Raw genomic sequence first — 25,865 nt, forward strand, 5'->3', positions numbered from 1 at the left:
GCAGCCGACAAGCCGATCTCCCGCTGCGCCATGGCGACGCGGGTGAGCGAATCCATCATCAACATCACGTCAGTGCCTTCATCACGGAATGCCTCGGCAATCCGGGTGGCCACGAACGCGGCGCGCAGGCGCATCAGCGCTGGCTCATCAGAGGTGGAGACCACAACAATCGAGCGGGCCAGCCCGTCCGGGCCCAGATCGTCCTCAAGGAACTCCCTGACCTCACGGCCCCGCTCACCAACCAGCGCTATCACCGACACTGCGGCGTTGGTTCCCCTGGCGATCATGGACAGGAGGGAGGACTTCCCGACACCGCTTCCCGCGAAGAGTCCCAGCCGCTGGCCTTTGCCCACCGTGGTCAGGCTGTCGAGAACCCTGACACCCAGTTGCAGGGGCTCCGTGATGCGTGCCCGGTTCATCGACGACGGCGTCGGATTGTCCAACTGAACCATCAGCGGTGACTGCAACGGGCCGAGGTTGTCAATGGGACGGCCCAATCCGTCGAGCACCCGCCCGAGCAGGCCAGCCCCGGTCGGGACCAACAGCGGCTTTCCCACGGAACTCACGGGTGTCCCAGCGTTTACTCCCACCAGGCGGCCGAACGGCATGCAGTGCACTGACGTGCGTGAGGCAGCAACCACCTCAGCATCAACTCCGGGGTTCTCACCGATCGTCACCAGGTCGCCGATACCGCAGTCCAGACCCGCAACTTCGACGCCGAGCCCCACCACCGAGGACACCATGCCGAGGCGCGCCGGGGCGGCCGCGGCCAAGGCGGCGCTCAATCGTTCAGGGCGGTGGTCGAGGACTGCGCTCACGCCGGGGCCTCCAATGCCTGCCTGGCGCGGGCCAGCGCAGAACCGATCCGGGCGTCGAGGTACCCATCGGCCAGATCGACCATCGCGTCGCCGCTCGCCAGGGAGGCATCGGCTATGACGACTACGCCGATCGTTGAGCGGGCGTTCTCGTCGAGGCTTGCCCAATCGGCTGCTGAGAGCCGGACCCGCCGGACGTCACCGGGGTCCACATTCTGCAGCGCTCGGGCCAGCGCCAACTGTGCGGCGTCACCGGACCGCAGTTGGGCACCGACCACTGCCTCGGCCAGGTCGAGGGCGGCAGAATGAACTAGCGCCTCGGACGCGGCGTGAACAGTTGCCACCTTCTCCACGAAGGCCAACGCTGCCGCCTCAAGACCACGTACAGCCTGGTCAATACGGGCCCGTTCGCGCTGCTGGAAGGCAGTGCGCTCGGCCTGGTGTGCTGCAGCGGATTGCCTGAGTTCCTCGACGGCGGCGCGGATTCCGGCGGCGTAGCCTGCCGCATGCCCCTGGGCGTGACTGCGGTCAGCGCTGCCCCGCTCCGGGACCGCGAGGGTAGGAAATGTGTGAGCGAACACGGGCAGGTCAGTAGACATATTCGTCCTCGTCGCCGCGCTGGACCGTGATAGTGCCCTGCGCCTCGAGGTCGCGGATGGCCCGGACCACCAGGGCACGCGCCTCCTCCACCTGCGACATCCGGACGGGGCCCACAGCCTGGATTTCGTCGTCGAGGATCTCGCGGTTGCGTTCGGACACGTTGCTACGGATCATCTCGGTGACCGCTTCCGAGGCCCCCTTCATCGCGCAGGCGAGAACCGCCGAGTCGATGCCGCGCAGCACCTGCTGCACGTCCCGGCGTTCAAGGTTAACAATGTCGGCGAAGGTCAGCATCCGGGCGCGGACCTCTTCGGCGAGTTCAGGGTCCCTGTCCTCAAGGCCCGCCAGGAGCGCCCGTTCGGTTGAGACGTCGGAGCGGTTGATGATGTCCACCAGTGGCTGGATGCCTCCAATGGCCGCGGCGGTCTGATGCGGAGTGCCGACCGCGCCGGCGCGCACCTTGAGGATCTCGGCGACTACCCCCACGGCTTCAGGCGTGGCGGTGCCCATGGTGGCGATGCACTGGGCGACGTCGGTGCGGAGCGGGTCGTCCAGCGCGGACACCACGGCTGAGGCATGCTCAGGGCGCAGGTGGGCCAGAACCAGGGCGGCGGTCTGCGGTAGTTCGCCGTCGAGCAGGGTCTGGATTTGCCGCGGGTCAACCGTGTCGAGGAATTCGAAGGCTTTACCGGCCATGGAGGAGGCGACCCGGTCCATCACACCGGCGGCCCTGTCCGCACCGAACGACGCCTCCAGCAGACCGGCAGCCACGTCCCTGCCACCGCGTGGCCGCCGTCGACCGCTGATGCTCAACTCGTGGAACTCGGCGAGGGCGTCGTCGGCCACCGAGGCGTCAACACGACGCAGCCGGACAATCTCGGCGACGATCTCCTCTGCTTCGCTATCGGAGAACTGGCGGAGCACGATTGCCGCATGATCCGGATCGAGCTGCATCAGCACCATTGCTGCCTTCTGCGTTCCGGTCATGAGCTCGCTGGTCACCGGAGCGGCAGTTGAGACGAGCTCGCTCATACTGGCTGCCGATCATCCATCAGACTGCGCAGGTGCTCGGCGGTTTTCGCCGGGTCCCTGACTGCCAGTGCTTCGATATCGGCTCGTTTGCGGGCCATCGCGTCGTCGTGGCGCATCCCGGTGATGGAGCTGATGTCGATCGAGGTGGTTTCAGGTGCCGGTTCCATCATGCGGGTGGCGCCCAGATCGACCAGTGCCGGTGCTTCCGGTCCGCCGATCGCAGGGATGACCTCCTGGAGTTCACCGAGATCCACCGGTTCACGGCTTTGCCGCCGGGACCTGCGGGCGTAGATGACCAGGGCAATGATGATCGCCAGCAGCACTACCGCAGCGATAATTCCTACCTGCAGCAGGAGTTGTGCGCGCTCCTGCGCTGCCTGGGCTTCCTCAGCGGCGGCGAGCGCGTCGGCTGCTTCAGCTGCGCCAGCATTGTTGAAGGGAAGCACTTCTACGGTGACCAGATCGCCGCGCGCCTCGTCGATGCCCGCGGCCGTGGTGACGAGACCGGTCAGACCGGCAAGGTCCAGCGCACCGGCGGCTTCCTCGTCGAGCGCTACCGACACTGTCTGCCGGTTGATGGCACCCGCAGGAATGGTGGTCGACTCGGTGATCTTGTTGACCGCGTTGTTGCGGGTGCTCGTCTCCGAGTTGAAGTTTCCCTCTCCCCCGGCGTCGTCGGGCCCGGCAATATTGTCCGGGCCGAGCACGCCCGCTGCTGCGCCACCGGCGCCCTCGTAGGCTTCGGTGGTGGTCGACTCGTTCAGGGCTGGCCCGCCGTCGGGGGTGGTGAAGGATTCCTCGACCCGCTCGGCGAACTCGGTGTTCATGTCGGCGGCCACCACCACTGAGGCGTTGCCTGGTCCGACCACCCGGTCGAGCATGGTCTGGACGTTCGCCCTGACAGTCTCCTCATAGTCGGAGGACTGCTGGTTGACGGTGCCGGTAGCGCCCACACCCACGGCAGAGAGCACGTTGCCGTCAGCATCGATGACCGCCACGTTCTCGGGGACCATTCCGTCGATTGATGCCGAGGTGAGGTGCGCGACCGCCTGGACCTGTTCGGATGACAGCGAGACACCGCTGTCCGTCTCAATGAACACTGAAGCTGTTGGTGTGCCTGCCTCCGAAACGAAGACCGACTCCTCGGGGATCGCTAGCCGGACCGAGGCGTTCTTCACTCCGCTGAGCGCCGACACTGTGGCTGCCAGTTCCCCTTCGAGGGCCCGCTTATAGGTAACTGATTCCTGGAACTCGGAGGAGGTGACTCCCATGTCGTCGAGGAGTGAATAGCCAGCGGTGGATGACGACGGCAGCCCGGCCGCCGCAGCCTTGAGCCGCTGATCGTAGACACTTTCCTCAGGCACCAGGATGGTTCCCCCACCGGCTGATAACTCGTACGGGACGTTGTCGGTGCGCAGCTGCTCAACGATGATTGACGCGTCTTCCCCGTTCAAACCGGAGAACAGCGGCGTGTAACTGGGCTTCATGGACCAGGTGACGAGCGCCGCAATACCGAGGGCGAGGACTGCCACCCCGATGATGGCGATGGTGCGCTGGGCGATGGTGAACGCCTTCACCGCGTCACCCAGGCGGGTGAAGACTGAGCTGAATGACTGGGGCATCAGGCCTGCATCCTCATGATCTCGTTGAAGGCGTCGACGCCCTTGTTGCGGACGGCGGCGACCAGTTCAAGGGTCACCTGGGCTCGGGTTGAGGCGAGGGTGGCGTTATGGATATCGCTCAGGTCACCGGTGACTGCCTGGACAGCGAGCGCGCTCGACGTCGACTGGAGTGACTGAAGATTCTCCACAGCACCGGTCAGTGCTGTGGCGAAGCCTGCCCCCTGACCGGGTGCGGCCGGTTGGATCTGCCCAAGGTAGCCGGTACCGGTGACCTGTTGGACTGACCCCACTGAGGGAAGGGCGGGGATGGGCATTAGGAGCGTCCGATCTGCAGGGCAGCTTCGTAGGTGGCTTTGGCGCGGTCGACTACAGCGGCGTTGGCCTGGTAGCCGCGCTGGGCCATGATGAGGTGGCCCATCTGGGCGGACATGTCGATGTCCGGGTAGCGGACGTTGCCCTCAGCGTCGGCGAGGGGGTGGCCTGGTTCGTTGACCACCCGGCCTTCGGCGTCGCCGAACTGGGCGCCCGCCACGTACACGCCGCTGACTCCCCTGCCCTCCTGGGCGGTGACATAGCGCTCCTGGAAGGCGGCGCCGTCAGTGGCGGTCACGGTGTTCGCGTTGGCCATGTTATCGGCGACAGTGTCGAGCCATTTGCGGTGCACGGTGAGCCCGGTGCCGGCGATGCCGATCGCGTCGAAGGTCATCAGTTGCTTCTCATCGCGGTGCGCACGCTGGTGAACTGGCCTTCGACGGCGCGGGCAGCGAACTGGTAGCGGAGCACGGTATCAACATTGGACAGCGTTTCGGTGTCCAGGTTGACGTTGCTGCCATTCAACCGGGTGGGCTCGAGGGAGCGTTCGGTGGAGCTGGTGACCTGGCCGGCGCCGTTCGCCACTGATCGCTTGAGGGCATCCTCAAAGCTCACCCGCTGGGCGTGGTAGCCGGGGGTGTTGACGTTGGCGATGTTGTTGGCGGTTACGCGCTGCCGCAGGGACAGCCCATCCAAAGCGCTGTTCAGTGCAACCGAGGTCACGGAATCGAACACGGCGGAAACCCTCTTCATCATGATGAGGCGAATGCGGCCGGTCCATGGCCTATTGGGCGAGCGATCCATGCTCAACTGCCACTATCGGCAGGGTGAAACCGGTTGGTTAGGCGTTCAGTCGATTATTTTGTTGTGCGCCGTTCAGCCTGCTACGTCCAGGTAAACGGCCCTGTTCGGTGCGGTTGAGGCATTGACCGCGCCGATCAGGGCATGATGCTGGCGGTTGTCCTTCACAGCGGCCTGCAACATAGCGACGGTCCGGCGTTGGGCTTCCCGAATCCGCTGCGCCCGGTCTACCAGGTCGGATGGAATCGGTCCGATGCCCGACGGCGGATCCCAGTGCCCTGCCTTGGTGACGCCGTCGTCGTGCTGTGCTTTTTCCGCCGCGGCGATGTCCTCCTCGAGTGTGTCGAGGATTACCAGCCATCCCTGCCGGGAGCGGTCAGGCAAAGCCGAGGGTTCCCGTTCCGGCGGTTGCGGCGGGTACCGGGATTTGCGCTGCCGCTTCATGCCAGGCCTGCCGGACGGGTTCCAGCAGGGCAATGCATTCGCGCGTGCGGTTCACGTTGCGGCTGATGTTCGCGTCGATCAGCGTGGTCATGACGTAGGAGTACAGCGACTTGAGGCCGTTCGCTCCGTCCCATTTGTCAGTGTCGAGGGAATGGTTCAGCTCAGTGATGATGGCCTGTGCATGGATCAGATTCTCGGCGGCCACCGACCAGTCAGCAACCTGCTGGGCGGTTTCGGCACGGGCCAGATCCAGCATCAGCCGGTCGTACAGCATGGTGAGCAGGCGGGAGGGCGACGCCGACAGGACGGCATCCCGGTTATAGGCTGCACGTTTCGCCGATGCGCTGGTTAGGGTAGTCACTATTTCGATCTCTCCATCCGTGGCAGGTTTGCAAGCTGTGAGGTCAGCCAGTCGCCCTGCGATTGCAGCTGGGATAGCTGTACCTCAAGGTTGGTGTAGGTGCGTTCGAGGGTTGACCGTCGGGTCTCCAGCCGGCGGTCCCACTCGCCGACCTGTGTGTTCAGTTCGCGGACCTCGGATTCCTGGCCCTGAATCCGGAGGGTGATCGCGCCGTCGAACTTGTCAGAGGTTACCTTCGCAACACCGGCCACCCGGGACGCGATCTGGGTCAGGATGTCCTGCACCGCCGCGGGGTCTTTCGCAAGAGCGGCCCCAAATTTCTCGGCGTCGAACTCGACGGTGCCGGACCGGGTCAGGGTGATGCCGAACTCCGACGGCGACCGCCCGTCGACCGGTGCGGTAGCCGCCGACAGGATTCGCGCGGAGATACCGCGGACACCGCTGTCACCGGTGAAGAGGCCCGCGCGGGCCACCGAGCTGCCGGTGGATTCGGAGGTGGTGACCGACGAGTTGGTGGCGATGTAGCCGAGGACTCCCGCCAGTGAATCCACCAGGTCCTTGGCGGTTTTGGTGGTGGCCGCCTGATCCCTGCCGACCGTGATGGTGACCGGGTCGGTGGAGACCTTGGCCGCAGTAACATCCACGCCCGGGAGCAGATCGGTGAACGTGTTCGATGAGCTGGTCACTGACTGGGCTGCGGCGGTTCCTGCCCACAGGGTGACCTGGGCGTCCTGTGCTGCCTTGACCTCGGCGGCTCCGGGTTCAGTCAGCAGGTTGGTGGCGGTACCCGCGGTGGTGTCCGCGGCTGTGCCCCGATGGACTGTGAACCCGCCAGCTGCGCCTGCTGTTTCGGAGGAGAGCTGCACGCGGTACTGGCGTTCGTTGGCCGCATTCATTCCCGACGCGACCTTGACCGCGGTGATTCCCGAATCGGAGGCGTTGATGGCCGAGACCATGTCATCCAACGAGGTGGCTGTGGCGGTGATCTCGGTTGCAGTGCCGTCTGCTGTGGTGACAGTAATAACCGGTGGGGAATCCGGCCAGGCTGTCATCGCCGCAGTGACTGAGACCTGGTTTTGTGCAAGGCGGTCCACTGTGATGTCCATGGAACCTGCACTGGCTGCGCTGCCTGCAGTAGCGGTGATATTGGTGGAGCTGCTGGTCGCTTTGAACACGTTGAACGCTGCCGGTAAGGCGGCCTTCTCCGCTGCGGATCCGAGGGTCGCGACCCGGGTGTTCAACTGCTGCAGTGCTGAAACCAGGGTCTGTGAATCGGTGACCTTGTTCTTCAGAAGGACCTGGGGACGGGCCTCCAGCTGCATCAGCTGGTTGATCAGGGTGGTGGTGTCCAGACCGCTGGCGAGGCCGTCAATTCCGAGTGCCATGGTCTTGTCCTCCCTGGGTGGGTTCTAAGGTCTGATGGGTTGTGATGATGGAGGGCGTTCGGCAAAGGAATGCAGGGCGGTGGGAGGGTGTGAGGTCCAAGTCGTTCCCTCTCACCGCCGCGCACCTTTAGCCTTTAGCGTTACGGACTAGCCGAGGAGCTGCAGGACACCCTGGTTCATCTGGTTGGCCTGGGCCAGCATCGCGGTACCGGCCTGGGACAGGATGCTGGACCGGGTGTAGTCGGCCATTTCCTTCGCCATGTCGGTGTCGCGGATGCGGGACTCGGCCGCAGAGAGGTTCTCGATCGATACGTTGACGTTCTTGATCGTTGATTCGAAACGGTTCTGCACGGCACCCAGCTCGGAGCGAGCGGAGGAGATCGTTTCAATCTGCCTGTCCAGAATGTTGATCGACGCCTGCGCTTCCGCGTTGCTTTCGAAGGCCAAGCCGGCAGCGACATTGCCTGTCGTGCCAGCCGCCGTAAGTGCGGTGCCAGTGACACCGATCGTTACCGCGTCAACTGAATCAGGCTGGGTGGAAACAATGCTGAACCCATCGGTGTTGTTTCCACTGACGGTGAAGTCGGTCCCTGTCCCTGCCGCAGTCTGGAGTTTGGTCGAGATGTCGGCTTCAGTCTCGGTTCCCGTCAAGACCAGGTCAAACGTGGCAGCGCCCTGAGAGATCGTGTAGGTCCCCGCTGAGTTAGCAGCGAACTTCACACCGGTTAGATTGTCCGATCCGACCAACGCAGCACCAGTCGCATCGACACCGTTGAGCGTGTTAGCCAGGCTCGACACGTTAGCTTTCGCGAGGCTCACGTCGATTTTGCTGTTCGCATCACCCTCGGCCCCGACCTGGAAACTCATAACGCCCTTTTCACCATTCAGCAGCTTGTTGCCGTTGAAGTTGGTGTTTTCGGCGATCCGACCGATCTCGGCGGTCAGACCGTCAACCTCAGTCTTGATGGCTTCACGAGACTCAACGTTGTTCGAGTCGTTGCCGGCCTGAACAGCCAGGTCACGCATACGCTGCAGGATTGAGTGGACCTCGGTCAGCGCGCCTTCAGCGGTCTGAACCACACCGATGCCGTCCTGCGCGTTGCGGGAGGCAACGGTCAGGCCGCCCACCTGCGACTTCAGGCCTTCAGCGAGAGCCAACCCGGCGGCGTCGTCCGCTGCCCGGTTGATACGCAGGCCGCTGGACAGCTTCTCCAGCGACTTGGACATGTCATTCTGTGTCATCGACAGGTTGCGGTAGGCATTCATTGCCGAGACGTTGGTGTTGATCTGAAAACCCATGATGTATTCCTCCGTGAGTGGGTATAAAGCGCCGGCCCGTCCATGGGCTGGCAACCTTAGCTATCGGAAGATGAATCGGGGGCGTTAGAGAAAATGTCAGAGAAATGCCTGAATAATCCCTGCAGCTTTAGGACGCCGCGGAATCCACCAAAGGGAGGAGGTGCCGGGAACGGGTAATTCCACCAGTCGTCTGATCGGCCAGCGCCGCAAGATACGCGGTCCGCCGGTTAGGTGAGATTCGTGATCGAGGTACGTGACGCACTGCTGTCTCGTCCGCATAGTGGGTGCCAAGGCCGTCCTGCAACAACCGCACAGCCTCGGAGCGTTGCTGGGAAACGGCCGAGTGGGTTGAGCCCAGCTCCTCGGCAATTTCCTTGACAGAGCGATCCTCGAAGTAGATCTGCTCGACAATCCACCGCATTCGCTCTGGCAGCGCCGCCACTGCCGCGCGGAGATAGACCAGGCGCTCGGATGCGAGCAGAGTGGCCTCCGGGGATGAACCACCGGCCACGAGGAGATCGACCATCGTATCGTCGAGCGCTGACACGGTGCGCGATGCGTCGCCGAGGGCGGCATCGGCGACTGCGCGTTCCACACCCATTACCGCGGCGATCTCATCGACCGTTGGACTCCGTGACAGAGAAGCTGTCAGAGTTTCCTGAACCGCTAGCGTCTCGCGGATCCGGCGGCGGGCAGAACGCGGCGCCCAGTCCATGGACCGCAGCTCATCAGCGAAAGCACCTGTGATGCGCCGGCGCGCGTACGCGCCAAAAGGGACCCCCAATGAGGGATCAAACGATTCCGCTGAGGTAATCAGGGCAATCGCACCGACTGACGCCAGATCGTCTCTTGATAAGTGAGTGGCTTTAGCACACAACTCTGAAACGAGATAGCCTACGAGTGGTAGATTATCCACAACGATTTTATTACGATCGAAACGATCCATGGCGAGTTCCCCAACTCTTACGTGCGAGAGTCGCTGGCGCAATTTGACGTGAGGTGATGAAACCTATTACCTCATGCGCGGGCGGTTACAAGATGAAAGATACCACTAACATCGCGTGTGGCAATGCCGATAGTAAATAGCGACCACGCCGAACGCGTGTTTGGGACGGAAAGGCGGCAGCGTGGGAGCGCATGAACTATCAGCGCTGCTCTGGCAGGAACGTGAATTGCTTGAGCTGCTGGTTTTCAAGTTGGAAGAAGAACAGCTACTGCTGACCACTGGTAAAACCCGATGGCTGCAGCACGCCACCCGCGAAGTCGAATCGGTATTGGAGCGCCTGCGGTCGGCCGGCCTGGCCCGCACAGTTGAGGTCGCCTCGCTGGCTGGTGACTGGGGCACGACTGCTGACGCCACCCTCCGTGAGCTCGCGGCCCAGGCCCCGGACGGCCCGTGGGGAGACATCCTGAGTTCCCATCTCGCAGCAATGACCGAACTAACCGTTGAAATCCGGACCCTCCGCGACGCCAACCAACAATTCCTCCGCGCGGCGGCCCGCTCCACCCAGGAAACATTGTCACGGCTCAACCCGGATGCCGGGTTGTATGACTCGCACGGCGCCTCGGGCGCCTCCTCCGACAACGCCCACCTCTTCGACAAGGATCTGTGAGGCACTGATGAGTACCTTTAGCGGCCTGAACACCGCCTTCAGCGGCCTGGTTGCGGCCCGCCACGGGCTCGACGTCGTCGGCCAGAACATTTCCAACGCAAACACCGAGGGCTACACCCGGCAGCGCCTGACTTCAGGTTCAGTCAGCGCACCGGCCACTGGACTCTTTTCAACTGGAGTGCGCGCTGGCCAGGGGGTGGTGGTCAGCGGTATTGCCCGGCTCGGTGACGCCCACCTCGACGCTCAGGTGCGGGTTTCCCTTGCTGGATCAGGGTACTCATCAGTGCAGGCCACAACGCTCTCCACCTTCGAAGGTTCGCTCAACGAACCCGGCGACAACGGTATTTCCGCCCGCCTGCAGGGATTCTGGTCCGCCTGGCAGGGCCTGTCCAACGATGCCGGTGGCGGCGCACCCACCGCGATACTGCTGCACGAGGCGAAGGGCCTGGCATCGCAGCTGGCCCAGGGCTACAAAAGCGCCGAAGGACAATGGTCCCAGCTGCGGCAGGAGGCGACCACCATGGTTGCCGAGGTTAATACGGCAGCCGCCCAGGTCGCAGACCTGAACACCCAGGTGAGAAAAGTGCTCGCCGCCGGCGGGTCAGCCAACGAACTGATCGACCAGCGGAACACCCTGGTCGCCACCATCTCGGCCCTCTCGGGGGCGAGCATGCGGCAGCGCGAGGACGGCACAGTCGATGTGCTGATCGGTGGCAACTCTCTCGTCTCCGGAGATACTGTGCGCACCCTGGCGGTCGCCGGTCCCGGCCGGCTCAACACCTCGAGCGCCGAAGCGGTGCGGGTCGAGTTCACCCACCGCCCCGGCACCTCCGCGGGGCTCGACGGCGGCGAGATTGCCGGCGCGCTATCGGCGCTGGCACCGGCAACAAGCGGTGGCGCGTTGGCCGAAGCCGCCACGTTCTACAACGACTTTGCCTCATCCCTCGCGGCGAAGGTCAACGCCGCTCACTCGCAGGGTGCCACCACTGACGGCACCATAGGGCTCGACTTCTTCAACATCGGCGGCGACCCCGCCGCACTGAACCTCACAGTCATTCCGACCGATGGTTCGGGAATTGCCGCCGGCACTCCCGGTGGTGGCGGGCTCAACGGCACCAACGCCGATGCCATCTCGCAGCTGGGCATTGGACCGGACTCTCCCGACGTCGTCTGGGCCGGGTTCGTGACCCAGCTCGGGGTGGAGACCAAGGCCGCACTGCAAACAGCAGTACTGGCCGACCTGGCGGCGTCGTCGTCCATTGGACGACAGCTCTCGAACGCGTCAGTGGACATGGACGAGGAGAACCTGAGCCTCCTCGCCTACCAGCACGCTTACCAGGGAGCGGCGCGGGTCATCACTGCGATTGACGAGATGCTCGATACCCTGATCAACCGCACCGGCGTAGTGGGAAGGTAGCCAATGATTACCCGTGTCACCAACCAGACCATGATGCAGAGTGCGCAGCGCAACCTGCAGACCAACCTTGCCCGGATGGCCGAGCTGCAGGACAAGGCCTCGGGGCAGAAGGCGTTTACTAGGGCGTCGGACGATCCGTCCGCAGCGGCCGAGTCCCTCCGTGTCCGGGCGGAGCTGCGCGCCGTCGACCAGTACAGCAGGAACATCGCCGACGGCGACGCCTGGCTCACCGCCGTCGACTCTTCACTCACTGCGGCAAGCGCAACCCTCAACAAGGTCCGCGACCTCACGGTGCAGGGTGGCAACGGGTCGTTGTCGGCGTCGGGTCGCGAAGCGCTGGCGATCGAAGTGTCGGCTCTGCGGGAACAGTTGCTGGCCCAGACCAACACCAAGCATCAGGGCCGCACCATTTTCGCCGGCAACTCAGACACCGGGGTGGCCTTCACCGACACCCTTGACCACACTGGCGGCACCGGGGATGAGCGGGGAGTGATGCGGCGGGTGGACGCCAACGTCACGGTACGCGTGGACGTGGACGGTGCGGCAGTGTTCGGCACCGGTGACGCTTCAGTGTTCAGGCTGCTCGACAACATCGCAGTCGAACTGAAGTTGGGGACCGACGTGTCAGGTCACCTTGGAGCGCTGGACACCCGGCTTGCGGCGGTCCGCACGCACCATGCCGAAGTTGGCACCCGTCATGCCCAGATCCTGAATTCACAGGAGGTCAACATGGAAACGTCAGTCTCGCTCGAGGCGCAGCGGTCCCGGGTGGAGGATGTTGACCTGGCAGCCGTCATCCTGGAGATGAAACTGCAGGAGGTCACTTACCAGTCAGCTCTCGCAGTGACGGCGCGGGTGTTGCAGCCAACCCTGATGGACTTCCTGCGGTGAGTGCGGCCCTGACCTTTACTGCTCCCCCGCCCGGGTTGGATCCGCTGGTCGATTTCTCACTCGACAAGATCGACGGTGCTGACGGGCTCTACGCGCTGCAGGCCAACAAGAATGCGTCACTGCGGCTGTTCGTGCTCGATGCGGCTGTTTATTTGCCGGCCTACCAGCCTGCCGTTCCCTCCGCCAACACCGAGGCACTGGACCTGCCGGCATCCGGTCCGTTGACGTTCCTGGTGGTCGCGAACCCGGGCGAGGGTGGCACCACCGTCAACCTGATGGCGCCCATCCTGGTCAATCTGGCGACCGGTCAGTGTACCCAAGTCATTCTGGATCGTGGCGAATGGCCCGTCCAGGCTGAACTGGCCGACTACGCCGGGCAGAAGACCGACGTCGGCCCTGCCCGGTGAGCAAACCGGACAGACTGCGTTAGCCCGGACATCGGTGCGGGAAATTTCCCCCACCGATGTCCAGGTTGATCACCGGAGCGCGTCCGGCTGACGCAGTTGGCGCTTAGGCGAAGTCGGCAGTTGCCGGATCCGCACCGATACGGCCGTCGGCACCCTTGTCCAGGGCATTGATTGCTTCGATGTCAGCGGCATCGAGCGTGACGTCGAGGGCACCCCAGTTCTCAACGATCCGGGACTCTGTGACTGACTTCGGGATCACTACGTTGCCCAGTGCCAGGTGCCACGCGAGGACAACCTGGGCCGGGGTGGCATCGTGCCTGCCTGCAATTTCAACCAGGGTGGGATCCTCGAGGAGTCCCTTGCCTGAGCCCAGGGGCGACCAGGACTCGTGCAGGATGCCTTTTGCCTGGTGGAATGCGTTGAGTTCGGTCTGGTTGAAGAACGGGTGGGTCTCCACCTGGTTGATCACCGGGACGACGCCGGTTGCGTCGATGATCTCCTGCAGCGCCTCTACGGTGAAGTTCGAGACACCGATCGAGGTCACACGGCCCTGCTTCTGCAGTTCAATGAGAGCCTTCCAGGTATCCAGGTACTTGCCCTGCTTCGGCTGCAGCCAGTGAATCAGGTAAAGATCGAGCTTCTCCAGACCCAGCTTCTCCATTGAGGTGTCGAAGGCCTTCAGCGTGCTCTCATAGCCCTGATCCGCGTTCCACAGCTTTGTGGTGATGTAGAGCTCGCTCCGGTCCAGGCCAGAGGCGGCGATCGCCCGGCCAACACCGGCTTCGTTCTGGTAAGCGGCAGCTGTATCAATGTGGCGGTAGCCCGCCTTGAACGCGCGCCCGACAACGTCCTCTGCGGTCGCGTCGTCAACCTGCCACACGCCGTACCCAAGCTGCGGGATGGTGGCGCCGTTGTGGAATGTGAGGTTCGGTGAAGTAGTCATGTGTGCCTTTCGCTGTGCCAGTAAATGTGATGTCCCCTTAGTGAACCGCTGCCCACACCGAATTATTTCGTCAGGCTACTTCTAACTGGCGGCCAGGTGGCGTTCAGCCTCGGTAATGTCCTCTTCCACCAGCTCGGCCCGCCGCCGTACGTTCTCAACGCCAGCAGACGCCAGGCCCCACCGCTCGCCGTCGAGCCGCGCCATCGCCGCCGCCTCGGCGGTCGTTGCGAGCGAGTTGCCTGCCCTGGAGAGGGCCCGGTGCACGGGAGTGAGCGCACCCGGGATATCCATGCCAGTGCTGGGCGATGAGGCCTGAGCGGTTACGCAGATGACGCGCACCCGTTCGAGCAACGGTCCAAGATCATTGGCAAGCAGCGCCAGTTGGTTATAGACGTCGTCGTCGCCCACGCCTGCCAGGATCTGGTGATAACGGTCAAGGCCACGTCGGAAGCGGTCATGCGCCCGCCGCCAAACGCCGGTGCCCAGCTCGGCGTCGTCCTTGCGCCCTTGACGGGCCGCTGTGAAGAATCCCATGGCGCTCAGGAGCCGGGACGGGCAGCTTGTGCTTCGGACAGCTCAGCGAATGCTATCGGGGTGGTGCCCAGGCGAACAGGTCCCTGCTTTTCACTCATTGAATTATCGTCTCACGATGGACGCGCGCGTGAGGCCTGGGCAGTCCCCCCATCGGACCGCCCAGGCCGGGTACTAGTCCGAGCCGACTATTCGCCAATGCCTTTTTTTGGTGCCACATTCGTCTGGCAACTCGCACTTTCACGGCGATCGAGTTCCTCGGTGATCTCTTCGAGGCGAGCCTCGGTCTCCGGGTCCGGCAAGCCGTACCGGACATACTCCGAGTCCAGTTCGCGATGGATCTTGCTGTTGAGGATTTCTACTTCGCTGCTGGCCAGCCGCGTCAGATCTTCCGGGAATGGATCATTGGGGGCAATACGGGTGCTGTCGTTCATGGAAATCCTTCCAAGATGACCTAGTCCTAAGGGGGTGCTGACAAGTGCAGCAGGGCCAAGCGGCAATAAGTTACCGACTGGGCCCGTAGTGATGCGTCTAGAGGCGCGACCTTGCCGACGGGCAGCCCCCGTCGCCCGCGGTGCGGATAACTGTGAGTGTCTTGGCCGGCGCCGAGAGGGGCATTCCGTGCAGCATCAGTGCCCTCTATCCTGCTTAAATGAGGAGAAGTTCCTGTGGCTGTCTGCTCAACCTGTCTACGACTCTATCCCATCCCGCGCACCCCAGCGCAGCCCGTTCCCCGCGAATTTCGAGGGCTACCGCGTCCCGTCCATCGCTCGCTCCGGTTACAGTTGATTCCGTCAGGTAAGGGGGCGGTGAGCGACAACCGAAAGTGGAGTACAACATGTCAGAGACCCCGCGTGCGGAATCCGATATTCACAACGTTTTGCTGGACATGGTGATGGACAGCGATGATGTGGGCACCTTCCTGACCGGGCTCACTCAGCTTGCCGCGTCGACCTTAACCTCCCAGGCCGCTGGCCAGGTGCTGTGTGGGCTGACCCTGCTGAGGCCCCGCACCATGGGAACTGTTGCCAGTAGCAGTGAACTAGCCCAGCGAACCGACGAAATCCAGTACGCCTTCGACGACGGGCCATGCCTGCGGGCGGCGCGCGATAACGTCACTGTGCACGTGCGAGATATTCCCAACGACAAGCGCTTCCCCGATTACCGGGACGCCGTCGCTGAACACGGCATCCGCTCAGCACTAGGGATCCCCGTTCCCCTGGGCGGCGAATCGCGCGCAGGCCTGGACTTTTACTCCACTGCCACCAACGCGTTCGACGACGGCGCTGTGGCAGCGGCCGAAGCCTTCGCTCTGGAGGCCTCCAAATCCCTTCGGTTGGCTGTGCGGATGGCGCAACTCAGTGACGCCAGCAAGCACCTGGAAGCGGCACTTCAGTCACGCACGGTGATTGACCTGGCCGCGGGGATCATAATGGCCCAGAACCGGTGTTCCCAGGATGAGGCAGTCGACATTCTGAAAGCCGCCTCCAGCGCCCGGAACATCAAGCTGCGCGACGTCGCAAGCTCGGTGGTCGCCTCGGCAAACCAGACACCGACTACAACCCACTTCGACCGGTAACCCGCGCAACACATGACTGCCCACCGACCGGAACCGGTCAGCGGGCAGTCATGTCGGGTCGGGCTTACCTAGCAGCAGCGGCCCTCAGGATTAGCGTCCTGGCGATCGGTTTTGTCCCGCCAGAACGCCTTCTCGGTCATCGGCGGTTCAGCCGTGTGGGTGGCCGCGTGATGGTCGAGGTAGGACTGGTAGGCGTTCTCGCCCATCACTCCCTTGAACAACCAGACGGCCTTCCGCACTCGCTCCAAAACTGTCATCAGTGACCAGCCCTTGCAGGCTTCTTATGCGCTGGCAGCGCATCCCACTGCTGCTCAAGTTCCTTCTCGGCCTTGGTGGCGAGCATTCCGGACGGTGCATAGATCCGGGATGGCACTGCCTTGTCCTCGGTGATGGGGCCACCGCCGTTGCGGTAGGCCTTCACTGTGGCAACAACTGCGGTGGTGATCACGATCAACGCGAGGCTGACGAACACGATGGACAGCACGCCCTGAATGAAGGTGTTGCGGACCACTGCTTCCATTGCTGCCACTGACTGAGCAGCACCGAAACTCTCTTCGCCTGCTGCGAGCGCGTCGCGGAAAGCGAAGTGGTTAGCCCAGTAACCCACCGCCGGCACCGGCGAAGAAATCTTCAGGAACGACGCCGAGATGGTCACCACTGCTGCGAACGCCAGCGGAAGCGCAGGAATCCAGAGGAACTTGAAGGCACCCTTCCTGGCACAGATGGCCATACAGACGGCAAGCGCTATGGCCGCGAGCAACTGGTTCGCGATACCGAAGAGCGGGAAGAGCGTGTTGATTCCGCCCAACGGGTCAGTGACCCCCATGATCAGGATCGCCCCCCAGCCCGCCACCATGATGGCCGTGCAGATCCAGGCTCCGGTCCGCCATGAGGTATCGCGGAACCTGGGAATGAAGTTACCAATGCTGTCCTGCAGCATGAACCGGGCAACGCGCGTTCCGGCGTCGACGGCGGTCAGGATGAACAGTGCTTCGAACATGATGGCGAAGTGGTACCAGAAGGCCATCATCCCGGACCCGCCGATGAAGGACTGCATGATTTGCGCTATACCCACCGCCAGCGTGGGCGCGCCACCCGTGCGCGAAACGATTGATTCCTCACCCACGTTGTTGGCCAGCTGACTCAGCATTTCGGGGGTGAGGTTCACCCCCGCCAGCCCGAGACCATTGACGAAGGCGACAGCGCCTTCGATGGTCCCGCCGGTGGCTGCCACCGAGGAGTTCATAGCGAAGTAGATACCGCGGTCGATCGACAGCGCCGCAACCAGAGCCATGATCGCCACAAATGATTCCATGAGCATTCCGCCGTACCCGATGAATCGGGTCTGGCGTTCCTTCTGGATCATTTTCGGCGTGGTGCCGGAGGCGATCAGAGCGTGGAAGCCTGACAGCGCTCCACAGGCGATGGTGACGAACAGGAACGGGAAGAGCGTGCCGGGAACCACAGGGCCGTCAGACCGGTTCGCGAACTCGCTGACAGCCGGAACGCTGATTTCCGGGCGGGTGATGATGATGGCGACTGCCAGCATCACGATGGTGCCAATTTTCATGAAGGTTGAGAGGTAGTCACGGGGTGCCAGCAGGAGCCACACCGGCAGGATTGCGGCGATGAAGCCGTAGATGATGATGCCCCAGGCGATTGCGATGCGGTCGAGACCGAAGATGGCAACGCCCCACTCGGTTTCGCCGATCCACCCGCCAGCGATGATGGCGAGCAGCAGCAGTATGAACCCGATGATTGACACCTCAGTGACCTTGCCGGGGCGGATATACCTGAGATAGACGCCCATGAATAGGGCGATCGGAATGGTCATCGCGACGGAGAACACACCCCACGGGCTCTCACCGAGGGCGTTGACAACCACTAGCGCGAGGATGGCGACGATGATGATCATGATGGTGAGGGTTGCGATCAGTGCAGCAGTCCCACCGATCAGGCCCAGCTCCTCGCGGGCCATCTGCCCGAGGGAGCGACCGCCGCGTCGCATGGAGAAGAACATGACCAGGTAGTCCTGGACCGCGCCGGCAGCAATCACTCCGAAGATGATCCACAGGGTACCCGGCAGGTAGCCCATCTGGGCGGCGAGGACCGGGCCGACGAGCGGGCCGGCGCCTGCAATCGCTGCGAAGTGGTGACCGTAGAGGACGCGGCGATCGGTTGCCGCGTAGTCCTTGCCGTCTGCTTTGTATTCTGCAGGGGTCGCCCGTCGATCATCGGGCTTCAGGAGGTTGCGTTCAATGAACTTCGAGTAGAAGCGGTAGGCGATGAAATAGGTACATACGGCGGCGAAGACAAACCAGATGGCGTTGACGGTTTCACCGCGCACCAGTGCGAGCATGGTCCAGCTGAATCCACCGAGCAGCGCGATCCCGACCCAGAGAGCAATCTTGGCAGGGGTCCAGCGGCCCTCCTCAGCCTCGGCTATTGACGGGTCAAGCGCCGTGGGTGGTAGATCCGGGTCCTGCACCAGGACGTCGACGTCCCGCCCATCACCGTCACCCGGGGTACCCCCAGCACGGTCGGGACTATTGCGATGCTCACTCATGATGCTCCCTTGGATTTGAGTGTGTGAGCCTGCCGAAGCTAGCAATGCGACGGCGGTTACGCGACGGCGGAGCCACCAACTTCGGCCGTCAGTCGCCAAGCGGCGACTATTTTGCGCCCAAGGGTACTGAAAATCCCATTGACCGAACTTGACCAGTGGGAATGTCTAGACCATCCCACTGATCGCCGTCGATCAGTGGGATAGAGCGAGGGTGAGAAGAATCTTCCCCGTGTGTTCCCCGGAATCGAAGTACTGGTGTGCCTCGGCCGCCTTCTCAAGCGGGAACGTCCGGCCCACCAGGGCCTTGACGGCACCCGAGGCGATGAGCGGCCAAACATGCTCCTTCACAGCGACCATGATCGCTGATTTCTCGGTCACCGGACGCCCCCGCAGCGTAGTGCCGGCCACCGAGGCGCGTTTGGTCATCAGCTCGCCCAGACTCAGCTCGGCCGTCGTTCCACCTTGGAGCCCGATGACGACCAGCCGGCCACCGACTGCGAGCGCATCGACGTTCTGCGCCAGGTACTTGGCCCCGACGACGTCGAGAATCACGTCCACCCCCGCGCCGGAGGTCGCGGCGGCCACTTCGGCGACAAAGTCCTGCTCCCGATAGTTGATGCAGGTGAGCGCACCGAGGCTCCTGGCAACCTCCAGTTTCGCTGCAGATCCCGCTGTCACAATGGGGATAGCCCCAAACGCGAGTGCTAGCTGGATGGCCATGGTTCCAATCCCGCCGGAACCACCATGGATGAGGACCCGCTCCCCTGCTTGAAGGTGGGCGGTCATGAATAGATTCGAGTACACGGTCGCAGCGACCTCCGGCAACGCCGCCGCAGTGACCAGATCAACTCCAGGCGGCGCCGGGAGAACCTGACCGGCTGGCACCGTCACCTGCTCCGCGTAGCCGCCGCCGGACAGGAGCGCCACCACCTCGTCGCCGACCGCGAACACCGAACCGTTGGCGTCTGCGATCCGCCCCGAAACCTCAAGCCCGAGGTACTCCGAGGCTCCCGGTGGCGGTGGATAGTGGCCCTTACGCTGCTGCACGTCCGCGCGATTCAAACCGGCCGCGACGACGTCGATCAGCACCTCCCCAGGTCCAACAGTCGGTGCTGCCACCTGTGACACAGAGAGAACCTCCGGCCCACCCGGTTCGGTAATAAGCACTGCTCTCAAAAGGTCCTCCGAACGATCGGTTTTTGGTTGAACTGGAAGCTACGTGAAACACTACTCACTTGGGAAGGTTGTCCGAGCGGCCGATGGAGCTGGTCTTGAAAACCAGTGTGCGGTAACCCCGTACCAAGAGTTCGAATCTCTTACCTTCCGCCCGTAGGAAATGTTGGCCCCGGTTCTGCACCGGGGCCAACTTCCGTTAACGGCTCGCCCCTCTGCCCTTCACTTCCTGTCATCTCTCGTTCACGATGGTCTGGTTGGCTCAATGCTGGCCCAAAAGGTCAGATGGATCACATTTTGAGTTATTTCGAGCCACAATGCCCGTGTTTTTACTCACGGGCGGTCTCACTCGCGGCTGTCAAAAGCCAAAGCCAAGGAGAACTAGCGAATGAAACATTCGTCATGGAAGGGCGGGCTCTGTGCAGCCCTAACGGTGGGGCTACTCGCTTCACCAGTAGCCGCGTTACCCGCCTACGCGGCGCCGAACGGCGTCGTCATTAATGAGGCGTACGTCAATGGGGGAAGCACCAACGCCCCCTTCCTGAACAAGTTTGTGGAACTCCACAACACTACCGACCAGCCGGTCGACATCAGCGGCTGGTCGCTACAGTACCGGTCGGCAACCGGATCTGCAGCGCCAACTGGGGTAGCAACGCTGAGTGGCAGCATTCCGGCCAATGGCCACTACCTCATTGGCGGTTCCAGCAACGCCGACAACGGGGTTGCGCTTCCCGGGACCGACGCGACGATAGGTGCCAGCTTCGCCGGGGGCGGCGGCACCCTGATCCTGGCCAATGAAGCGGCAGCGCTTAGTCCGCTGGCCACCGGGTCAGTAACCGACAACCCAGCTGTCGAAGACCTGTTGGGGTATGGGTCCTCGAACACATTCGAAACGGCTGTAGCCGTCAAACCTGACAGCAACTCCGATCCCCGGTCACTGAACCGGACGGACTTCGTCGATACCGACGACAACTCAGCTGACTTCACCCTCAGCGAAGCTGTCACACCTACGAATGCCGACGGCGAGACGGGCAGCTTCGAACCCGAGCCTGAGCCCGAACCGCCGGTGGCCGGCGAAGTTGTCCCCATCGCGGAGATTCAGGGCACCGGCGAGGCCTCACCCCTCGTCGGGAGCACCGTTACCACCCGGGGTGTAGTCACCGCTGCCTACCCCACCGGCGGGATCGACGGTTATGTGGTCCAGACCGAAGGCACGGGCGACGCAGCGGGTGCCGCTTCCGACGGCATCTTCATCTACTCCCCCGGAACCGTCGCTGACGTTGCGATCGGTGACCACGTCGAGGTCTCCGGTGAAGTCGGCGAAAACTTCGGCGCAACCCAGCTTGAGGTGGTGGCCGGTGCGGCCACCGTGCTCACCGAACCTGCCGAGGAGGTCAAGTCCCTCATCACGCCGTGGCCAGCGACAAATGCCGAGCGTGAGGTTCTGGAGAGCATGCTCATCAGGCCAACCGGAGACTTCACCATCTCTGACAACTATGACCTGAACCGTTACGGCGAGATCGATCTGGCCTTCGGCACGGAAGCCCTGGTCCAACCCACCGAAATCGCCCCTCCCGGCACCCCCGAGAATGCGGCGGTACGAGCAGATAACAGCGCGCGTGGGGTCACGCTCGACGACGGCGCCACTGTCGACTTCGTCCAGAACAACAACCAGGCGCTGCCTTACCTGACCGTGGAGAACCCGGTTCGGGTCAACGGTTCAGCAACCTTCACCTCGGACGTCATCGTCGACTTCGACTTCGGGCTATGGCGCTTCCAGCCGATAACTCACCTCACCCCTGAGAACGCCGCCGAAGTTCAGCCAGTCAGCTTCGCAGGCGACCGGCCTGCCACCCCAATCGACGTCGGTGGTGACATCAAAATCGCTTCCTTCAACGTGCTGAACTACTTCAGCACCACGGGGGATCAGCTGGACGGCTGCAGCTACTACAACGACCGTGCGGGCAACCCCATCACCGTCAGGGGTGGCTGTGACGCACGCGGTGCTGCCAACACTGACAGCTTTGAGCGCCAGGAGGCCAAAATTGTCGAGGCGCTGACCAACCTCGACGCCGACATGGTCTCGCTGGAAGAAATCGAAAACTCGGCGGCCTTCGGGAAGGACCGAGACGAGGCTCTCGCTACCTTGACCGCGGCTCTGAACGAGGTCGAACCGGGGGTCTGGGACTTCGTTCCGTCCCCTGCCAGCATTCCTGTCAACGAAGACGTCATCCGCAACGCCTTCATCTACAAGAGCGCTGCAGTGCAGACGGTCGGCGACTCGGTTATTCTCGACGACGACGTCGCCTTCTCGAACGCCCGCAAGCCGCTGGCACAGGCCTTCCAGGCTACGGATGGCGATGAGTCAACCAAGTTCCTCGCCATCGTGAACCACTTCAAGTCAAAGGGGTCGGGCTCCGGGGAGAACCAGGACCAGGGCGACGGGCAAGGAGCCTCCAACCCTGACCGCGTTGAACAGGCAACAGCTCTTGTGGGATTCGCCGACACCATGCAGGAGGAAGCGGGAACCGACAAGGTTTTCCTCACCGGCGACTTCAACTCCTACACGGCAGAGGACCCCATGCAGGTGCTCTACGAGGCCGGCTACATCAACCAGGGCGCCGAGACCGGGAAGTACTCGTACGTCTTCGGTGGGCAGTCCGGATCGCTGGACCATATCCTTGCCACGCCGGAAGCCGATGCAACTGTCACCGGTGTCGATATCTGGAACATCAACGCGGTCGAATCACTCGCGCTCGAGTACAGCCGGTTCAACTACACCCCGGTGAACTACTACACGGCAGATCAGTACCGCGCCAGCGATCACGACCCTGTGATCGTCGGTCTGGATCTGGATACGCCCATCGAGTTCACTGATGTCGAGGGTAACGAGCATCAGGACCACATCGAGTGGATGGCCGAGAACGGTCTCTCCACCGGCTGGCTGGAAGACGACGGAACCCGCACCTACCGCCCACTCTCAAACATCAACCGCGACGCGATGGCAGCATTCCTGTACCGCCTCGCCGGAGAACCAGCCTTCGAACTGCCCGAGGAATCACCGTTCACCGACATTGCCTTCCCCCCCAACGAAGCCGATCAAGTTGAGCACTTCGACGCAATCATGTGGATGCACTCAACAGGACTCTCCACCGGCTGGCCCGCAGCCGACGGCACCCGGACCTTCCGTCCGGTCACCCCGGTCAACAGGGACGCAATGGCAGCCTTCATGAAACGCTTCGCCGGGCAAATCTGCCTGAACGAAGCAGCAATCGAATACGCCGACCCCAGTGGAGCCCCCTTCACCGACGTACCCGAGCGCATGATGTTCGAAGAAGAAATCTCCTGGATGAAAGACACCGGGATCTCCGAAGGCTGGGGCGATGGCACCTACCGCCCAGTCACCCCAGTAGCCCGCGACGCCATGGCAGCATTCGTCAACCGATTCGACGACACCTTCGGATCCTGCGGCAAGTAAGCACTCCCGACACCCTCCGACCGTAAGAAAAGTTGGCCCCGGCACTGTGCCGGGGCCAACCTGCGTTAACGGCATTCCCCTCCGCTCTTCACATTTTGTCACCTCTCGTTCACGATGGTCTGGTTGGCTCGGATGTGACTCAAAGGTCAGCTGGATCACATTCAGCACTATTCCGAGCCACATATGCCCGTGTTTTTCTCACGGGCGGACTCACTCGCGGCTGGTAACAGCCAAAGCCAAGGAGAACTAGCGGATGAAACATTCGTCATGGAAGGGCGGGCTCGGTGCCGCGCTAACGGTGGGGTTATTTGCCTCACCAGTAGNGCGGATGAAACATTCGTCATGGAAGGGCGGGCTCGGTGCCGCGCTAACGGTGGGGTTATTTGCCTCACCAGTAGCCGCGCTACCCGCCTATGCAACGCAGCAGACCGACGTCGAAGTCACAGCCCCCATCGCCACCACCGAGATCAACCTGCTGAACATCAACGATTTCCACGGACGCATCAATAGCAACACGGTGAAGTTCGCTGGAACCGTTGAGCAGTTGAGGGCAGCGGCAGGAGACGAGAACACGCTCTTCATCTCGGCTGGCGACAACATCGGAGCGTCGCTGTACGCATCCTCCGCTCAGCGCGATGTGCCAACGATCGACGTTCTCAACGCACTTGAATTGGACACCTCGGCAGTGGGGAACCACGAGTTCGACGGCGGGTTAGCCGACCTGACCGACCGTGTCGACCCGATCGCTGACTTCTCCTACCTGGGCGCGAACGTGTACACCAAGGGCACCGAAGAACCAGCACTGGACGAGTACGAGATCTTCACCGTCGATGGCATTGAGGTTGCAGTGATCGGCGCCGTCACCCAGGAAACAGCTACCCTGGTGAGCCCGGGCGGTATCGAGACCATCGAGTTTGGGGATCCCGTCGAGGCAGTCAACCGGGTGGCGCAGGAAATCGAAGACGGCGACCTGGCCGACGTCATCGTCGCGGAATTTCATGCCGGCGCCGATGGATCCAGCGAAGACTCGGCAGAGCTTCCCGAGGTTGTTCCGGGCAGCGAATTCGATGCAATCGTCAATGAGACAACGCCGCTGGTCGACGCGATTTTCAACGGACACACTCATTCCTTCTACGCTTCGAGCGCGCCAGTGCCCGGAGAGGAAGGCGAAACCCGTCCGATCGTGCAGACCGGTTCCTACGGTGAGTTCATCGGTCAGGTTGAACTGACAGTTGATACCGCCTCAGGAGACGTAGTCGACTTCGAGGCGCGCAATGTCCCCCGCACTGAAATCGACGACGCTGCGCTCGTTGCTGATTACCCACGGGTGGCAGAGGTTCAGACGATTGTCAACGAAGCGCTGGAGACTGCCGACGAGCTCGGGAGCGTTGTCCTCGGTAAGGTCACCAAAGACATCACCACAGCGTTCACGGGTGATGCGCGCGATGACCGTGCCTCGGAATCCACGCTCGGCAATCTGGTCGCCGACTCGCTGCTGTCCTCACTGCAGTCCGTGGAGCGCGGCGGCGCCGAAATTGGCGTCACCAACCCGGGCGGGCTCCGCGCCGAGTTGTACTACGACGAGAATGGCGACGTAACAGTTGCTGAAGCCAATGCGGTATTGCCGTTCCTGAACAACCTGGCGACCACCACGCTGACCGGTGAGCAGTTCACCGAACTCCTTGAGCAGCAGTGGCCACGGGAGGGCGGTGTCCGCACCAACTTCCTGCACCTGGGACTGTCCGACAACGTGACCTACACGTACGACGCCGAGGGCGCTGAGGGCTCACGGATTACGTCGGTAACCATCGATGGGGAACCCCTTGACCCAAACCGCGACTATCGGATTGGCACCTTCAACTTCCTGATCCAGGGCGGCGACGATTTCGCTGTCTTCAACGAGGGCGCCAATACTCTGGACTCAGGCCTGGTCGACCGGGAGGCGTGGTTCGACTACATCGGGTCCAACAGCCCGCTGTCCCCAACCTTCGACCGCCGTGCGGTGCAGGTGCAGAACGCACCCGCGAACGTCGTTCTCGGACAGGAAGTCGGCTTCGACGTTTCCAAACTGGACCTGACGTCGCTGGGAAGCCCCACCAACACCAGCATCGCCCTGTCCTACACCGTCGGCGACGGCGAGCCAGTGGAAATCGACACCTTCGACGTGACGGACGGGGCAGCACGCATTGCGTTCACTGTTCCCGCCGACGCCCTCGGTGCCACGTTCCGTCTGGACGCGCCGGATTCCGGCACCATGGTGCGCCTGCCGATCGGCGTCGAACTCGCAGAGTTCGCTGACGTCGAGGGTAATGAGCATCAGGACCACATCGAGTGGATGGCCGAGAACGGTCTCTCCACCGGCTGGCTGGAAGACGACGGAACCCGCACCTACCGCCCACTCTCAAACATCAACCGCGACGCGATGGCAGCATTCCTGTACCGCCTCGCCGGAGAACCAGCCTTCGAACTGCCCGAGGAATCACCGTTCACCGACATTGCCTTCCCCCCCAACGAAGCCGATCAAGTTGAGCACTTCGACGCAATCATGTGGATGCACTCAACAGGACTCTCCACCGGCTGGCCCGCAGCCGACGGC

24 protein-coding genes, 1 tRNA gene and 1 pseudogene are annotated in these 25,865 nt (G+C 62.8%); 8 read left to right on the forward strand and 18 right to left on the reverse strand.

What is annotated here, in order from left to right:
* From Y703_RS18230 to Y703_RS0105865, 12 genes and pseudogenes are all read right to left on the reverse strand, one after another.
* Positions 1-743, reverse strand: a pseudogene (locus tag Y703_RS18230) (EscN/YscN/HrcN family type III secretion system ATPase); the annotation flags it as partial.
* Between the two features lie 71 nt (positions 744-814).
* Positions 815-1,414: a FliH/SctL family protein gene (locus Y703_RS20740; protein ID WP_051427342.1), complete on the reverse strand. Its 600-nt coding sequence runs from the start codon at positions 1,412-1,414 to the stop codon at positions 815-817.
* On the reverse strand, positions 1,404-2,447 hold the full coding sequence (gene fliG, locus Y703_RS0105820; RefSeq protein WP_253907950.1) for a flagellar motor switch protein FliG: 1,044 nt from the start codon (positions 2,445-2,447) through the stop codon (positions 1,404-1,406). The genes Y703_RS20740 and fliG overlap by 11 nt, the downstream gene beginning before the upstream one ends.
* Complete coding sequence (fliF, locus tag Y703_RS0105825) at positions 2,444-4,069, reverse strand: flagellar basal-body MS-ring/collar protein FliF (protein ID WP_026551959.1); 1,626 nt, start codon at positions 4,067-4,069, stop codon at positions 2,444-2,446. The genes fliG and fliF overlap by 4 nt, the downstream gene beginning before the upstream one ends.
* On the reverse strand, positions 4,069-4,383 hold the full coding sequence (gene fliE / locus Y703_RS0105830) for a flagellar hook-basal body complex protein FliE (RefSeq protein WP_026551960.1): 315 nt from the start codon (positions 4,381-4,383) through the stop codon (positions 4,069-4,071). Before fliE ends, fliF begins: the two co-directional genes overlap by 1 nt.
* Complete coding sequence (locus tag Y703_RS0105835) at positions 4,383-4,775, reverse strand: flagellar basal body rod protein FlgC (RefSeq protein ID WP_026551961.1); 393 nt, start codon at positions 4,773-4,775, stop codon at positions 4,383-4,385. The genes fliE and Y703_RS0105835 overlap by 1 nt, the downstream gene beginning before the upstream one ends.
* Positions 4,775-5,116: a flagellar basal body rod protein FlgB gene (locus tag Y703_RS0105840; RefSeq protein ID WP_026551962.1), complete on the reverse strand. Its 342-nt coding sequence runs from the start codon at positions 5,114-5,116 to the stop codon at positions 4,775-4,777. The genes Y703_RS0105835 and Y703_RS0105840 overlap by 1 nt, the downstream gene beginning before the upstream one ends.
* Positions 5,117-5,257: 141 nt before the next feature.
* Positions 5,258-5,566: a hypothetical protein gene (locus Y703_RS18240; protein ID WP_035764005.1), complete on the reverse strand. Its 309-nt coding sequence runs from the start codon at positions 5,564-5,566 to the stop codon at positions 5,258-5,260.
* Positions 5,559-5,987, reverse strand: a complete 429-nt coding sequence (gene fliS / locus Y703_RS0105850) for a flagellar export chaperone FliS (RefSeq protein ID WP_026551963.1) — start codon at positions 5,985-5,987, stop codon at positions 5,559-5,561. Before fliS ends, Y703_RS18240 begins: the two co-directional genes overlap by 8 nt.
* Positions 5,987-7,372, reverse strand: coding sequence for a flagellar filament capping protein FliD (gene fliD / locus Y703_RS0105855; protein ID WP_026551964.1), 1,386 nt, complete (start codon positions 7,370-7,372; stop codon positions 5,987-5,989). Before fliD ends, fliS begins: the two co-directional genes overlap by 1 nt.
* A 147-nt stretch (positions 7,373-7,519) precedes the next feature.
* Positions 7,520-8,671: a flagellin N-terminal helical domain-containing protein gene (locus tag Y703_RS0105860; RefSeq protein ID WP_026551965.1), complete on the reverse strand. Its 1,152-nt coding sequence runs from the start codon at positions 8,669-8,671 to the stop codon at positions 7,520-7,522.
* Between the two features lie 127 nt (positions 8,672-8,798).
* Positions 8,799-9,617 carry a sigma-70 family RNA polymerase sigma factor gene (locus Y703_RS0105865; RefSeq protein WP_026551966.1) on the reverse strand — a complete coding sequence of 273 codons (819 nt, stop codon included), beginning with the start codon at positions 9,615-9,617 and terminating at the stop codon, positions 8,799-8,801.
* A 181-nt stretch (positions 9,618-9,798) separates the two neighbouring features.
* Between Y703_RS0105865 and Y703_RS0105870 the strand changes: the two genes are divergently transcribed.
* From Y703_RS0105870 to Y703_RS0105885, 4 genes are read left to right on the forward strand one after another with little or no spacing between them, the layout of a single operon-like run.
* Positions 9,799-10,284 (forward strand): flagellar protein FlgN, encoded by a 486-nt coding sequence (locus Y703_RS0105870; RefSeq protein ID WP_026551967.1) that lies wholly within the window; start codon positions 9,799-9,801, stop codon positions 10,282-10,284.
* Positions 10,285-10,291: 7 nt separating this feature from the next.
* Positions 10,292-11,701 (forward strand): flagellar hook-associated protein FlgK, encoded by a 1,410-nt coding sequence (flgK, locus tag Y703_RS0105875; RefSeq protein ID WP_026551968.1) that lies wholly within the window; start codon positions 10,292-10,294, stop codon positions 11,699-11,701.
* A 3-nt stretch (positions 11,702-11,704) separates the two neighbouring features.
* The gene (flgL, locus tag Y703_RS0105880; protein WP_026551969.1) at positions 11,705-12,592 is read left to right on the forward strand and encodes a flagellar hook-associated protein FlgL; all 888 of its coding nucleotides are present in this window, start codon (positions 11,705-11,707) and stop codon (positions 12,590-12,592) included.
* Positions 12,589-12,999: a flagellar assembly protein FliW gene (locus Y703_RS0105885; protein ID WP_026551970.1), complete on the forward strand. Its 411-nt coding sequence runs from the start codon at positions 12,589-12,591 to the stop codon at positions 12,997-12,999. Before flgL ends, Y703_RS0105885 begins: the two co-directional genes overlap by 4 nt.
* A 103-nt stretch (positions 13,000-13,102) precedes the next feature.
* On the opposite strand, the gene Y703_RS0105890 is transcribed toward Y703_RS0105885, so the two are convergent.
* From Y703_RS0105890 to Y703_RS18245, 3 genes are all read right to left on the reverse strand, one after another.
* Positions 13,103-13,942 (reverse strand): aldo/keto reductase, encoded by an 840-nt coding sequence (locus Y703_RS0105890; RefSeq protein ID WP_026551971.1) that lies wholly within the window; start codon positions 13,940-13,942, stop codon positions 13,103-13,105.
* Between the two features lie 81 nt (positions 13,943-14,023).
* Positions 14,024-14,476, reverse strand: coding sequence for a hypothetical protein (locus Y703_RS0105895; protein WP_026551972.1), 453 nt, complete (start codon positions 14,474-14,476; stop codon positions 14,024-14,026).
* A 185-nt stretch (positions 14,477-14,661) separates the two neighbouring features.
* Positions 14,662-14,907: a hypothetical protein gene (locus Y703_RS18245; RefSeq protein WP_051427343.1), complete on the reverse strand. Its 246-nt coding sequence runs from the start codon at positions 14,905-14,907 to the stop codon at positions 14,662-14,664.
* 404 nt (positions 14,908-15,311) lie between these two features.
* Here Y703_RS18245 and Y703_RS0105905 point away from each other — a divergent pair, with 404 nt between their 5' ends.
* Positions 15,312-16,052 carry a GAF and ANTAR domain-containing protein gene (locus Y703_RS0105905; RefSeq protein ID WP_026551973.1) on the forward strand — a complete coding sequence of 247 codons (741 nt, stop codon included), beginning with the start codon at positions 15,312-15,314 and terminating at the stop codon, positions 16,050-16,052.
* Positions 16,053-16,120: 68 nt separating this feature from the next.
* Here the strand turns inward: Y703_RS0105905 and Y703_RS18250 are convergent, their stop codons facing one another.
* The 3 genes from Y703_RS18250 to Y703_RS0105920 form a co-directional block, all read right to left on the reverse strand.
* Complete coding sequence (locus Y703_RS18250) at positions 16,121-16,309, reverse strand: YbdD/YjiX family protein (RefSeq protein WP_035764006.1); 189 nt, start codon at positions 16,307-16,309, stop codon at positions 16,121-16,123.
* Positions 16,309-18,618: a carbon starvation CstA family protein gene (locus Y703_RS0105915; protein ID WP_081743411.1), complete on the reverse strand. Its 2,310-nt coding sequence runs from the start codon at positions 18,616-18,618 to the stop codon at positions 16,309-16,311. The genes Y703_RS18250 and Y703_RS0105915 overlap by 1 nt, the downstream gene beginning before the upstream one ends.
* A 192-nt stretch (positions 18,619-18,810) precedes the next feature.
* On the reverse strand, positions 18,811-19,794 hold the full coding sequence (locus Y703_RS0105920; protein ID WP_026551975.1) for an NAD(P)H-quinone oxidoreductase: 984 nt from the start codon (positions 19,792-19,794) through the stop codon (positions 18,811-18,813).
* 62 nt (positions 19,795-19,856) lie between these two features.
* Between Y703_RS0105920 and Y703_RS0105925 the strand changes: the two genes are divergently transcribed.
* From Y703_RS0105925 to Y703_RS18255, 3 genes are all read left to right on the forward strand, one after another.
* Positions 19,857-19,944, forward strand: a tRNA-Ser gene (locus tag Y703_RS0105925).
* 235 nt (positions 19,945-20,179) lie between these two features.
* A complete protein-coding gene (locus Y703_RS0105930; RefSeq protein ID WP_026551976.1) occupies positions 20,180-23,269 on the forward strand; it encodes an ExeM/NucH family extracellular endonuclease in 3,090 nt (1,029 codons plus the stop codon).
* A 253-nt stretch (positions 23,270-23,522) separates the two neighbouring features.
* On the forward strand, positions 23,523-25,865 hold a 2,343-nt coding region (locus Y703_RS18255; protein ID WP_343212875.1), incomplete at its 3' end, for a bifunctional metallophosphatase/5'-nucleotidase.

The organism is Arthrobacter sp. H20 (genome assembly GCF_000520515.1).
In the GTDB taxonomy this organism is placed as follows: domain Bacteria; phylum Actinomycetota; class Actinomycetes; order Actinomycetales; family Micrococcaceae; genus Arthrobacter_D.